At 56.1% G+C, this 12787-nt stretch carries 11 protein-coding genes; 10 read left to right on the top strand and 1 reads right to left on the bottom strand.

Annotation, left to right across the window (positions count from 1 at the left end):
- Positions 1-499: 499 nt before the first annotated feature.
- A complete protein-coding gene (locus FC75_RS08500; protein WP_056989640.1) occupies positions 500-3283 on the top strand; it encodes an LPXTG cell wall anchor domain-containing protein in 2784 nt (927 codons plus the stop codon).
- On the top strand, positions 3283-3642 hold the full coding sequence (locus FC75_RS08495) for a hypothetical protein (protein ID WP_054665632.1): 360 nt from the start codon (positions 3283-3285) through the stop codon (positions 3640-3642). Before FC75_RS08500 ends, FC75_RS08495 begins: the two co-directional genes overlap by 1 nt.
- Positions 3643-4082: 440 nt before the next feature.
- Here the strand turns inward: FC75_RS08495 and FC75_RS08490 are convergent, their stop codons facing one another.
- On the bottom strand, positions 4083-4853 hold the full coding sequence (locus FC75_RS08490) for an acetoin reductase (RefSeq protein ID WP_054665635.1): 771 nt from the start codon (positions 4851-4853) through the stop codon (positions 4083-4085).
- Positions 4854-5914: 1061 nt separating this feature from the next.
- On the opposite strand from FC75_RS08490, the gene FC75_RS08485 reads away from it, so the two are divergent.
- The 8 genes from FC75_RS08485 (at position 5915) to FC75_RS08450 (ending at position 12624) form a co-directional block, all read left to right on the top strand.
- Positions 5915-6733, top strand: a complete 819-nt coding sequence (locus FC75_RS08485) for a MetQ/NlpA family ABC transporter substrate-binding protein (protein ID WP_056989639.1) — start codon at positions 5915-5917, stop codon at positions 6731-6733.
- 21 nt (positions 6734-6754) lie between these two features.
- A complete protein-coding gene (gene pepV, locus FC75_RS08480; RefSeq protein ID WP_056989642.1) occupies positions 6755-8158 on the top strand; it encodes a dipeptidase PepV in 1404 nt (467 codons plus the stop codon).
- A 229-nt stretch (positions 8159-8387) separates the two neighbouring features.
- Positions 8388-8624: a hypothetical protein gene (locus tag FC75_RS08475; RefSeq protein ID WP_054665638.1), complete on the top strand. Its 237-nt coding sequence runs from the start codon at positions 8388-8390 to the stop codon at positions 8622-8624.
- A gap of 171 nt (positions 8625-8795) precedes the next feature.
- Positions 8796-9926: an acyl-CoA dehydrogenase family protein gene (locus tag FC75_RS12910; RefSeq protein ID WP_056989638.1), complete on the top strand. Its 1131-nt coding sequence runs from the start codon at positions 8796-8798 to the stop codon at positions 9924-9926.
- A complete protein-coding gene (locus FC75_RS12905; protein ID WP_054665642.1) occupies positions 9927-10715 on the top strand; it encodes an electron transfer flavoprotein subunit beta/FixA family protein in 789 nt (262 codons plus the stop codon).
- Between the two features lie 12 nt (positions 10716-10727).
- Positions 10728-11693: an electron transfer flavoprotein subunit alpha/FixB family protein gene (locus tag FC75_RS08460; RefSeq protein ID WP_191982039.1), complete on the top strand. Its 966-nt coding sequence runs from the start codon at positions 10728-10730 to the stop codon at positions 11691-11693.
- Between the two features lie 143 nt (positions 11694-11836).
- Positions 11837-12202, top strand: a complete 366-nt coding sequence (locus FC75_RS08455; protein ID WP_056989637.1) for a hypothetical protein — start codon at positions 11837-11839, stop codon at positions 12200-12202.
- A gap of 26 nt (positions 12203-12228) precedes the next feature.
- Positions 12229-12624, top strand: a complete 396-nt coding sequence (locus FC75_RS08450; protein ID WP_056989636.1) for an iron-sulfur cluster biosynthesis family protein — start codon at positions 12229-12231, stop codon at positions 12622-12624.
- Positions 12625-12787 lie beyond the last annotated feature (163 nt).

The raw sequence follows: 12787 nt of genomic DNA, 5'->3' as shown, positions 1-12787 counted from the left end.
AGACCACTATCAAGGATTCGTTATCATCGTTGCACTTGACTTGAAAATTGAGGAACGCATAAAAGATTGATTAATTTAAGCTAGTACACAGGCCGTTCCTCAACAGGGACGGCTATTTTCGTGAATTAGAAAAGTGACTCGGCCCAAGTGAAACACGATGCATAAAGATTGGGCACAATATACAACGCAGATACGCAAATTTACATAGTCTCTTGGGCAATGTGCCTTAATATCGAGACGATGGCGGATGATGATTTTATTGCATGTATCAATAAGACTACGCGAATGAGTTTGGCCATCATCTAGGAGGAGACACTATGTTGAAAGAATCGAGTAAGCAAAGTAAACAAGCAAAGGGCAAGTTTGTGTTAACTGCCGCTGTAGTAGCGGCAATGGCTGCTACCGGGGTGGGCGCCAATGCCGTTCACGCGGCGACGTCTGCACCGAGTGCTGCTGGTACGCAGGCTCCTAGTCTCCTAGTCAGACAACTCACTCGACGGTGGCAACGGCCAAGAGTCAAACTCCAGTCGAAAAAGCACAATCAGCTGTCACGGCAGCACAAAGCAATGTCAATACGGCCACGGCTGCACAGAAAACGGCTCAGACCACATACAACACGGCAAAAAGTGGGCAAGATGCTGCTCAGAAGTCAGTTGATACGGCCCAGAAGCAGGTTGATACCGCGAAGACGTCTGTGACGACTGCCAAATCTGATGTGAACAAAGCTCAAACGGCGGTTGATGCAGCGCAAAAGAGTGCTGCGAAGGCGACCCCAGCTGGGATCCAAGACGCTCAAGCCGCTGTTAAGACGGCCCAGGATATTGAAACCAAGGCACAGAGCAATGTGGATACCGCCAAGGCTCAGACGGCAACGGATACAACCGCTGAAACGCAGGCACAAAACACCGTTGACCAGGCACAGTCCGCTGTTACTTCAGCTCAGAAAACTGCTGATGCCGCTAACAAGGTCGTTAACCAGGCCAAGGCAGCAATGGATACAAGGACGTCTGGGAGCAACGTTCAGGCTGCTCAGACTAAGGACGAGACCGCAGCCAAGAACGTGACTGACGCGCAAAAGAATCTGACCGAAGCTCAGGCTAAACAAAAAGCCGCAGATGCCGAGGCGACCAATGATGACGCTATTCAGGCCGCCACTACCGCTAACGTTCAGGCTCAGTCAAACTTGACTGTCGCTAAGGCCAACACTGCTGCCAAGCAGACCGCAGCTGATCAAGCCGTTGCTGCGCTCACTGCAGCTCAGAACGCCTTGCAGTCAAGCACTACGACTACCGCCAACGTCGTGACTGCCAAAGTCTCTACAGCCCTTAAATCCGCTGTACAGAACTACTTGACCGTTTACAAGAAAACACCCAGCGATAAGAATGCACTGGGCGCTGCCATGCAGAAAATCAGTGATGCCCTACAAGATAGCAGTTCCGTTAAGCTGAGCTACATCGGTAAGGCTGCTGATGATAGCACAACCTTTGATACGATCAATGGGACTAATAATGCTTTGGAAAGCATGAACGCGAGTCAACTGCTTGAAATTCAGCAAACCATTGCTGGTGGGATCAATGCGTTGCGCGATGCACTTGGCATTTCTGGCACGGTCGGGCATGTTGAACTGAACCAAGACGCCATCGACATTGCAAAAATGTATGCCACACTCGAATCTGGGGCCGACATTACACAACCAGCAACTGATCTTTCCAATCGTACCGGTATCGCTTACAGCACGGTCACTGCCACCCCTAACGCACATTCTGACGATGAGGACACGGCAATTGCACAGTTGGTTGAGGGCCAGTCGACTCGCAGTATGAAGAATATCAAGCAGCTGGTTTTGGATGACATGATCATGCAAAAGTTGTTCACACTTTATTTGGATCAATATGCAAACCCGACCAGCGCCGCCTCTAATGACACTGCCATGACTGCTGCTAAGCAAATACTTGGCCTCACCCAATCGCAGCTTCAGGCCGATACAAACGGCGCACCGAGTTACTTCGGGGTCTGGGACAGCGAATTCGGACCAATGGCCAGTCGTCATGACGGCAATCACATCATGATGTATCGGATGGCCTTCGTCCCAAACGTTGCCAGCGTCTTCGCCGATAAAGCCAAGTTTGACGCAACCCCGATCGCGACCCCTGGGGTGGCCAGCACTTCTACTACTGTCTCTGATACGACTACCCTACAGGCTGCTTTGACCACTGCTCAGGCAACTAACGCAGCCGCGCAAACTGCGTTGACAGCTGCTAAAGCGGCGAAAAGTGCTGCTCAAAGCAAGGCTGACGCCGCGGCTAAGACGCTGGCTGATGCCAAGTCTGCAAGCAGTTCTGCTGCAACTAAGGCCGCTGCTGACAAGGCTGTTCAGACTGCCCGGGACAATCTGACCAAGGCGCAGACCGCTAAAACCACTGCTGATGCAGCTCTGCAAGCAGCCAAAGACGCCTATGCTGCCAGTCAGCAGGACACCGCCACCAAGCAAGCAGCGCTGGATAAGGCGAATGCCGATGCGAAGACAGCTAGCGACGCCCTCACCGCGGCTCAAAGCAAGTTGGCTGAAGCCAAGACGGCTCTGACCGCTGCCCAAAAGAAGGTCGCAGCCGACAAGACTGCCGAAACAACGGCCAACGACGCTTTGGCCAAGGCCCAAGCAGCCGTTAAGACTGCTCAGGACAAGGTCACTGCGCTGACTAATGCGCCAAAGACTTTGGTCACGGCTCAGGCTAATCTGACTGCTGCGCAGAAGGCACTGACTAAGGCGCAGAGTGACTATGCTACCGCTGAAAAGACTGTGGCTGAGCTGACGCCAGCACTGAATGTAGCTAAGAGTACAACTGCCCAAGCCCAGGCACAGTTGGCCGCGGCAAACGCCAATTTGGCGGCAGCGAAGCACCGTCTGACAGCTGCTCAACGTGCGCTGAGGCGGGCGGAAAATGCTGAGACCATTGCCGCCAATGTGGCCCGTCAGCAGCACCGGATCGATTCAGAGGCTCAGGCACAACAGGGCGGTTATCACATCAGCGACAACGCGGTGGTCGATCACAATCAGCAACCGGTTGCTGGCTGGAAAGTCGTGAATGGTCAAATGGTCGACAAGTTCGGCAATATAGTTTCATTTAATCGTGCGACTAAACAGGCGCAGAACCAGGGCAGGCACAGTTTACCAACCACTGGTGACCAAACCAACACTGGCCTCAATGCTGCTGGGTTAGCCATTGCCGCCTTCATGGCAATTCTCGGTCTGGCAGACTGGAAACGGCGGGTACGCGACTAATGAACTGGAAAAAGATTCTTAAAATCATTGGCTGGATTGCACTCGGTGTGGTGGCACTGATCTTGGCCTACCACCTAATTCTTCTCTTGATTAGCCTGGTGGTCACGGTCGTCACTTGGATCATTGCGGCAGTTAAGTTTGTCCTGATTGGCTTCGTTGCGCTCCTTATCTGGCGACTAATGCCCAGTAACCAAGGCAGTTCTTCGGGCAGACACCACAGCGGCTTCATGAGCGACGCGCGTGATAACATTCCCAGCGCCAAGAACCAGGTGCCGCACGCCGAAGATCAGGTGGGCAGCGCGATGGATAATGTTTCGCACATCTTTCGGTCCGACCGTGACCGACGCCGTGGTCGTTGATGGCTTTTAGGGAGCATTGCAGCTGTTGCCTCATGACTGGTTGAGACGCAGCTGTGATGCTCTTTTTTGTACGAATTGGGAAACGGGCCTTGTCTGGCACAATTGGGCTGATTGCCAGTACGGTGGGGGGTATCTCGGTTCGGATGAACAGGGGCAGAGCCTTGGCTCGCTGCCAGTGTTTCACGTGAAACGGTCGTACGTCTGCGTCATAATTGAGGACTAAAAGAGCACCAGCGACGAATTTCTCATCGCTGGTGCCGGTTGACGTTGTTGGCAAAAGTAGAGACTGCCTTTGGGGGAAGGCAGCCTCCGTATGAGGAGCATGAGGAGAACGGGAGAACTACTGTCGGGATGATTCCTCCCGACGAATACATTGTACGCCGACGAACCCAGAGGGTGGGTCGTGGAACACTTGCGCAGGACAATAGATTTTTCCCGTTTTAGTGGAACCGCATGCCACCATCGACCTGCAGAGACTGACCCGTAATGTAACCGGCCGCGGGGCTGGCGAACCAGGCCACTACTTCGGCGACGTCGGCAGGGGTGGCTTCGCGCCCGATGGCGATTTCTTTCAGGCAGTCCGCTTGTTGTTGCTGGATCGTCTTGTTTTTGATTGCGGCTGTTTTCTTGTCGATGGCATCGCGCATTTTGGTGCGCACGATGCCGGGGTTATAGGCATTGACGGTAATTTTGTCCTTGGCAAATTCCTTGGCGGCGGACTGGGTCAAGCCGCGAATGCCGAACTTTGAGGCGGAGTAGGCGCTTTGCAGGGCAGAGGCCTCGTAACCGGCCAGGGAGGCCGCGTTGACGATCCGGCCGCCATGGCCTTGCCGCTTGAACTGCGCGCCGGCGGCCTGAATGCCCCAGTAGGTGCCCAGCAGGTTGACGTCGATCAGGCGCCGGACGTCGGCTTCCTTGGAGTCGACGAAAGTTTCGATAAAGGCCACGCCGGCGTTGTTGACGTACACGGCGAGCTCACCGAGATCCTTAACGGCATTGTTGACCAGGTCAAAGACTTCATCGCGGTCAGCCACATCGAGCTGGTAGGCCTTTGCCGATGCGCCCGCGGCGGTCAGGTCAGCGGCCACCTTTGTTGCCGTTGTCGCGTTGATGTCTGCGACCGCGATCGCGTAGCCGTCTTTGGCCAGGCGGTGCGCAATGCCTTCACCAATGCCTTGCCCTGCTCCAGTTACAATTGCTAATTTTGTCATGTTGCTCCTCCTTCAAAATAAAAAACGCGGTCTCGTCTGGTCTTTTGACCAAGGACGAAACCGCGTTCGCGCTGCCACCTTTGTTTAGACCGCGCTCACACGCGATCCCTCATGACGTACCCGATGATACGCCTTCCCTGTAACGGGCGAACCCGCTGCCGCTTCGCACAAACTTGGCGGCAGAGCTTCTGCAGGACCATATTCCCCCGGGTGTGGCCGCCATCTTGCACCGAACCGATGGCTCTCTTGAGGCGCTGCACAGGGTACTCATCTTGCTGCTGATTGACTCACTAAATTGACGTCATTATTGACCGTGGCAGGAGTCTTGTCAAGCCAAGAATGAGCGCATTATTGTTTTTATCTCATTTTCGAACCATCGATGAATACGCTATGCAGACTGTATATGGGTAATTTTTGTTATTTTAACGCCTAAAATTGTGAGATGGTTTAAATTCGGTGAGAATTTAATTAACGGAGGCGTTGACACCCCCAATCAGAGTTGCTAGACTAGGCCCTAAATTAAACAAGGCGAAACGTTTTTGAGTGAGTAGCGTTGCTGGGGCTGCACAGAGAACCTGCGGATGGTGGAAGCAGGCCAGTTTCCTGGCGTGAAGATGGCTCAAAGGAGATTGGCACACTGAACCGTGATTGGCGAGGCTGTGATGGTTGGCACCCATTACCATGCACACAGATGATTGTCTGTTGTCGAGGATCGCTGAGGCGGTCAATTTAGAATGGTACCGTGGGTAAGCTCACTTCTAACATTAGTTAGGGGTGGGCTTTTTCTTTTCCCACCGTCCTGCCCAATCAAAAAAACGTCTGGTCGAGAGTCGCTCAAGACCAGGCTGGTTAGCACCCATTAGCGTGCAAAAGGGCTAGTTAATAGCTGAATTTAGAATGGTATCGCGACAATGCTCGCTTCTAACACGGTTAGAAGCGGGCTTTTTTGGTGGGAGGAATGGTCATGGTTGATTCTCGAGAGTACCGGCGCTCTGGGCAGACCTAGCGCACTGAAGTCCAGGCAATTAAAACACAATGAGGAATGATGGAGGCATGAAAAGATGAAATTACGGTATAAATTGATTATGGCTGTCGCGGCAGTGGCGTTCTTGGTGGCAGGGTGCGGCAAGCAGGCCAAGGCCAGTGAGACGCAGACGAAAACGGTCAAGGTCGGGATTGTTGGCGCGGATCAACAGATTTGGCAGGCCGTGGCGAAGAAGGTCAAAAAAGAAGGGATCATCATCAAACCTGTCCAGTTTCAAGACGACCGGGCCGACGTCGCGCTGAACGATGGCGACATTGGCCTTAACGCATTCCAGCATTATTACTTCCTGAGCATTTGGAACAAGTCGCATCACGCAGACCTGCAGCCGATTGGGAACACGCTGATTGCCCCGCAGCTGGTTTATTCCAAGAAGGTCAAGTCGCTGCAAGACCTCAAACCAGGGGCGACAATTTCAATCCCTAATGATGCCACGAACGAAGGGCGGGCGCTGAAGGTCCTGGTCTCAGCGCACCTGATCACGCTGGACAACAAGAAGCTGCCAACGATTCACGACATCAAGTCAAACAAGCTTCACCTGAAAATTAAGGAGCTGGAAACGGCGCAGCTGCCGAAGACGCTTGACGATGTTTCCGCCTCGGTCATTAGCTCCGGGGTTGCCGTTGATGCCGGCCTGAATCCCAAGGACGCCATCTATCGCGAGAAAGTCACCAAAGCCTACAAGCCGTGGGTCAATATCATTGTGGCCCAGAAGAAGGACAAGAATAATCCAACTTACAAGAAGATCGTGAAGGCTTACCAAAGCCCTGAGATCAAGAAAGTGATCAAAAAAGTGTACAAGGGCGCCGTACTACCGGCGTGGGACTACAAGTTTTAAGCTAACGAAAGCGTGATAATGATGGCAATTGATTGGCAAAAAGCAGCAGAGGCATATCAAACGGAGATCTTGGCAGATTTGAAAACGCTGCTGAAGATCAACTCGGAACGCGATGTGGCGCATGCCAGCGATGACTCACCCACCGGCCCAGGACCCAGCAAGGCGCTTGAGGCATTTTTAGCCATTGCAACGCGGGATGGCTTTGACACGCTTGATCTGGATCACGTGGTCGGGCGCATTGCGTTGGGCAGTGGGGATGAGATTTTTGGCTTGTTTGGGCATGTGGATGTGGTCCCCGCCGGCACCGGCTGGGTGACTGATCCGTACACGCCGACCCTGCGCGACGGGAAGTTATACGCCCGCGGCGTGGCCGATGACAAGGGACCGAGCATCGCCGCCTATTACGCGCTCAAGTTGCTGCGCGACGCCGGGGTCCCGTTGCACAAGCGGATCCATTTCATTATCGATACCGACGAGGAAACCAACTGGACCGGCTTGCACCGGTACTTCAAGGACCAGCCGATCCCAGATCTTGGTTTTTCGCCAGATGGGCAGTTTCCGGTGCTGAATGCCGAGAAAGGAATCTCCAGCATTATCGTGACCTTCAAGTCGGTTCCTGACCGCCCGGCAACGCTGCGATTAGAGCACTTTCAGGCCGGCTCGGCCATGAATGTGGTGCCGCAGTATGCCGAAGCGGTGATCAGCGGGGCGCTGCCCCAAGATCTTCAAGCCCAACTCACCGCATATTGCACGGCCCACCATGTGACGGCGACGCTGACAGGCGCAAAGGAGAAGGTCACGATTCGGTTAACGGGCAAGGCCGCGCATGTCAAAGAGCCTGCCGACGGTCTGAACGCAGGGACCTATCTGGCGGCATTTCTCGCCCCGTTCGCCTTTGATGCCCAAGGGGCCCAGTACCTGCAGACAATCGCGCGGTATTTTCACCAGGATACGCGGGGTCATCACCTCAAAATCGCGTATCGCGATGACGTGATGGGCGAGCTGACGCAAAGCCCGGACCTCTTTAGTTATGAGCCAGGCGGGGCCCAGACGGTGCTGACCAATCTTCGGTATCCTAAAGGCGTCACGATTGAAGCGCTGCGCAAGCAGATTGTCACGACGCTTGGGCCTGAACGGGTCAGCGCAAGGATTCGGGATAATAAGGATCCTCACTACGTTGGGCTGGACGATCCGTTAGTCAAGACACTACTGGATGTTTACACCGCGCACACCGGCAAGCCCGGGTACGGGCTGACTTACGGCGGCGGCACCTTGGCGCGCAGTATTCCACGCGGCGTGGCGTATGGGCCGAAGATGCCGGAGGACGAAGAGGTCGTTCACCAGGCCAATGAATATATGAGGGTCAGCGACCTTATTCAAGCCACTGCGATTTACGCAGACGCACTCTATCGCCTCACTAAATAAACACAAGTGTAATTTTATTATCTATTTTCCGCCTCTAACCTGATTTTATACGCGTTAAGGATCATTACGGGTGCTGATGGGCTGAAATTGGCTGGGCGTGTGCTCACGGCAGAAGCAAGTCGAAGCAAAGGATGAAACGGTAATTGGTATAGGGCAGTCAGTAAACGTTTACAATAACGACAAAGGGCGCTACACTGAAGTCGATAATTGGAGAAGGAGAGCGCTTAACATGACGGGGCCTAGTGAATTGCCAGCCGCGGCGGCGGCGTGGCTGCAGTACTGCCGAGCACATAATATCGGTTTGTTTGATGCGCTGACGCAGGGTCACGCGATGCCAAAAGTGGCCCTTGATGAGGATACCGCGGCGGACGTTGCGCTTTACTTCTTCGACGCGGCGCACGACGAGGATTTCGCCCGCGCGTGGTTAGCAAGCGTTGATCAGGCGGGTCAGCCACTTGGCGAGTAATTGAACAAGCAATTTTGGGTCGGTTTTGTCCGGCCCTTTTTCATGCCGTAAAAGGATATGGCTGGGTTCAAAACAGGTCAGTTCCGGTCAAATAAAATATGTTAACCTGCGGGTATTGAGTGTACTTGTGGCGCGCTTCACGAGTTGCGCCACGGAAAGCGGAGGTTCGATATGGAACGGCAATGGACGGAACCTGAACAGATGCTGCTGCGGATGGCGGCGAAATACACAGACGCGGAGCTGGCGCCTTACGACCTGGAAATGGCGCACACGAACCGCTACCCGGACGGCTTGGTCGACAAGCTGATCCAAACCGGCTTTTTGACGGTGATGCTGCCGACTGAATACGGTGGGGCGGGCTTTGGCCCCGAGGTGACGGCAGCGATGATCGAGCGGATCGCCAAGGGCAGCGCCAGCGTGGCCGCGACTTTGGAAGGTCATTACAAGAGCGTGGCTGCCGTCCTGAAGTACGGCAATGACGCGCTGAAAAAAACGCTGCTGCCGCAAGCGACACACCGGATTTTTGCGTTTGGCATGACCGAGTCGACCGGAGGTTCTAACCCCATGGGGATCCAGGCCACGGCCAAGCGCGTGGCCGGCGGCTGGCTGCTTAACGGCAATAAGGTGATGATCACCAACGGGACACTGGCGGAGGTTTACTGTGTGCTGGTCAAAACCGGTGACCAGGAGCTGTCGGTGTTTGTCGTGGATAAGGACATGCCGGGGTTTGCGTTTGGCAAGCGGGAGAATTTCATCGGCCTGCGGGGCACGCCGATCGGCGAAATTTTTCTCACCGACGTGCGCGTGGCTGACGACCACCTGCTCGGCCAGGTCGGGCAAGGCGGTGTGATCGGCGACCATGCGCACGACGACGCCCGGATCCTGATGGGGGCGGTGCTGTCCGGCATTATGCAGCACGCGCTGAGCCTCGCCGCCAAGTACGCGAACGAACGCACCGCGCTGGGCACGCCGATCGGCCAAATGCAGGCGATTCAGCGCAAGCTTGCCGACATCAAGATCAACCAGGAAACCACGCAGCTGTTGTGGGAGCGGGCGGCCTTTGCCAAGGCGCAGGGGCAGCCGTATTCGGAGCTGGCTGCGATGGCGAAGGCCCACGGCTCGCGCGCGGCGGTGGCTGCCGGCGACGACGCGCTGCAGGTGTACGCCGGTTATGGCTACTCCAACGACTACCCGCTGGCCCATCTGATGCTTGACGCGCGGGCGCTGGAAATTGCCGAGGGCACAGTCGAGAAAATGCGCACGGCCATTGCCCAGGCTGAGCTGAAAAAGGAGGAAGTCTAGATGAAAATCGTCGTCTGCATTAAGCAAGTGCCCGGCTCTAACCGAGTGTCATTTGACCCCATCACGCACAACCTCGTGCGTGAAGGCATGGACGGGCGGATGAATCCCTTCGACGAAAATGCCATCGAGGCGGCCGTCCGCCTGCGCGAACAGGTTGGCGGCGAGGTCATCCTCCTGTCGATGGGCCCAGACGCCGCTAAGGAAACTCTGCACGACGGCATGGCGATGGGGGCGGATTCCGCGTACCTGTTGTCATCTCGCGCCTTTGCCGGCTCAGATACGCTGGCGACGGGCTATGTCTTGGCACAGGCCATTCGCAAAATTGGCGGCGTCGACCTGACGCTGTTCGGCCGCCAAGCTGTGGACGCGGATACCGGCCAGGTCGGGCCCATTGTGGCGACCGAGCTGGACCAACCACAGGCCACGTTTGCCGAGAAAATTCAGCCGCTGGATGCCCAGCATTTGGTGGTGGACCGGGACCTGGGCGCTGAGACCCAAAGCGTGCAGTTGACGCTGCCGGCGGTGATCACCGTGCGGGCCGAGGCCAATCAGCCGCGCTACGAAAGCCCGGTGGCGATTCAGCAGAGTCTGACTAAGCCGCTGACAACCTGGACCGATCAGGACCTGACACTGGACGTCAAGCGCATCGGTCAGGCAGGCTCGCCGACCATCGTGCGCAAGGTTTACGCACCCCAGCCGACCACGCGTGCGGCCAAGCCGCTGCCGCAGGACCCGCAAGCCGCGGCCAGGGAGCTGCTGAACATTTTGCAAGCACAGGGCTTGCTGTAAGGAGGCCGGAACATGATCACGAAAGATGCGTTATGGATTATCGCTGAATTTGAAGGCGCTAGGATCGCGCCGGTCACCCTGCAGCTGCTGACTAAGGCCCGCGCCATTGCCAACGGGCGCGCGGTGGCCGCTGTTGTGCTTGAAACGCCGGCGCAACACGGTGAGGCCACGCTGGCTCAATACGGCGCGGACGAAATCATTGTGGTGCAAGATGACGGGTTTGCTCACGCCTCTGACCGCACGCAGGCCAAACAGCTGACCGCGTTGATCCAGGCCCACACGCCCAACACGGTGCTGTTCGGCGCCACGCCGGCAGGCCGGTCGCTGGCGCCGCGCGTTCAGGACCAGCTCGAAACTGGCCTGACTGCCGACTGCCTTGACTTGTACTACGAGCAAGACCTGTTGGTGGCGGTCAAGCCGTCGTATGGCGATAATGTGATGTGTGAGATCGTCTGCCCGGAGCGCCGGCCGCAGATGGCGTCGGTGCGGCCGAATACCTTTTCCGCGAAAAAAGCGACTGGTGGTCCGGCCCGCATTGAGCGCGTGCCTGCCACTGTTGCGCCTGATGCCGCCTGCACGGTCCAGAACACCGCGGTGAAAATTGCCGCGACCACCAGCCTGAGTGGCGCACGCAAGATCATTGCCCTCGGCCGCGGCGCCAATAAGGACGCCGTGATTGCTGGGACCCGGCAGCTGGCGGAAAAGCTCGGCGCCAGCATCGGGGTCAGTCGGCCGCTGACCGACCGGCCCGATTTCACCGCCGAGCAGCAAATCGGCCAAAGTGGCGTCACGGTTTCACCGGATCTGATCATTAACTTGGGAATTTCAGGGGCCGTCCAGTACCAGGTGGGGATGAGTGCAAGCAAGCTGGTGATCTCTGCCAACCGCGACCCCAAGGCGCCAATCATGGCGCAGTCCGATTACGTCTGGACCGGGGATGCCGCCGCGCTGGTGGCGGCGCTGCAGGAATTGCTTTAATCGCGGCGCTCGGCAAGTGCTTGCGCTGTCAGGCCGCAGCGTCTACCTTTTTCGGCTGCAGGATAGATCTCGATGTCTAACCGGATAGGCGTGGTCGGCTTTTTGGTGATAAAATGTAAGTGAAATCAGGAGGAGGTCGCATCATGAACGAAAAATTCTTAGCGGTACTGAAGCACGAAGGCCCAGTGACGATTGTCTCGCCGTACGCGCAGCCGGCCGCGGTCGTGAACACCTGGATGTCTTATGTCTCAGTGGTTGGCAATGAGCTGCACATTCCGGCTGCAGGTATGCACAGCGTCGAGGAAGCGGCCAAAACTGACGACCGCGTGACCGTGACCTTCGGCAGCAAGGAGGTCGAAGGCACGGTGGGCCCCGGCGCGGGGTTTCACGTGCACGGCCGCGCGCGGTTCGAGTCCAGCGGCCCTGCCTTTGACGAGAAAAAGAAGCAGTTCCCGTGGCTGACGCGGCTGCTTGTGGTCACCATTGATGATATTCAGCAGAAGATTTAGGGACGAAGAGTTAGGGAGGACGCCACATGGCAAAAATTACGGTAAGCGAGGCGTTTGTCGCGTTGATGACCAAAAAAGGACTCGCGAACAAGGACATCGCGCTGATCACCGATGACGGCGGCGGTAAGTACTCGCTGCAAGGCGGCGCCTGCAGCATCGGCACCAAGTTCACGCTGATTGTGCTCGATGCGCCCGATCCGGATTACGCGGTGCGGTTGGAAAATACCGCGGGGCTTCACCTGTGGACCTCGGACTACGACATGATTTTCTTCAACCCGGGCCTTTCGATCGATTACCACGACGGCAGCATCTCCATTAAGGACAACGCCCACGCGCTGGATAACCAGATGCGGATCGCCCAAGGCAGTGAGGTCTTGGCGGCGTTTAAGCAAGGTACCACTGTGGCAGGGCAGACCTGCTAGCACATCAAGGCTGAGACACAAAGCGGTTTTAGCCCAAAACGCAGGGGCGTTTGCGTGTCTGGGCGTTGCTTTGTGAAACGCGACTAGGGTAATGATGTCTCAGCCTTTTTCCTACGATTAGTCAAGGGCTTGGAACTAGGTTTTAGGTCTTGAATTTGTGATC

It is taken from the genome of Lacticaseibacillus camelliae DSM 22697 = JCM 13995 (genome assembly GCF_001436615.1).
GTDB lineage: Bacteria > Bacillota > Bacilli > Lactobacillales > Lactobacillaceae > Lacticaseibacillus > Lacticaseibacillus camelliae.
Note: the sequence above shows the minus strand (reverse complement) of the source record. Positions and strands in the feature narration are given on the sequence as shown.

What these genes read in the sequence shown, in the direction of transcription:
- FC75_RS08455 (WP_056989637.1), top strand. Translation starts at nt 11,837, where the DNA reads ATGAACGAAAAATTCTTAGCGGTACTGAAGCACGAAGGCCCAGTGACG.
- FC75_RS08485 (WP_056989639.1), top strand. Translation starts at nt 5,915, where the DNA reads ATGAAATTACGGTATAAATTGATTATGGCTGTCGCGGCAGTGGCGTTC.
- FC75_RS08490 (WP_054665635.1), bottom strand. Translation starts at nt 4,853, where the DNA reads ATGACAAAATTAGCAATTGTAACTGGAGCAGGGCAAGGCATTGGTGAA.
- FC75_RS12905 (WP_054665642.1), top strand. Translation starts at nt 9,927, where the DNA reads ATGAAAATCGTCGTCTGCATTAAGCAAGTGCCCGGCTCTAACCGAGTG.
- pepV (WP_056989642.1), top strand. Translation starts at nt 6,755, where the DNA reads ATGGCAATTGATTGGCAAAAAGCAGCAGAGGCATATCAAACGGAGATC.
- FC75_RS08460 (WP_191982039.1), top strand. Translation starts at nt 10,728, where the DNA reads ATGATCACGAAAGATGCGTTATGGATTATCGCTGAATTTGAAGGCGCT.
- FC75_RS08450 (WP_056989636.1), top strand. Translation starts at nt 12,229, where the DNA reads ATGGCAAAAATTACGGTAAGCGAGGCGTTTGTCGCGTTGATGACCAAA.
- FC75_RS08495 (WP_054665632.1), top strand. Translation starts at nt 3,283, where the DNA reads ATGAACTGGAAAAAGATTCTTAAAATCATTGGCTGGATTGCACTCGGT.
- FC75_RS12910 (WP_056989638.1), top strand. Translation starts at nt 8,796, where the DNA reads ATGGAACGGCAATGGACGGAACCTGAACAGATGCTGCTGCGGATGGCG.
- FC75_RS08475 (WP_054665638.1), top strand. Translation starts at nt 8,388, where the DNA reads ATGACGGGGCCTAGTGAATTGCCAGCCGCGGCGGCGGCGTGGCTGCAG.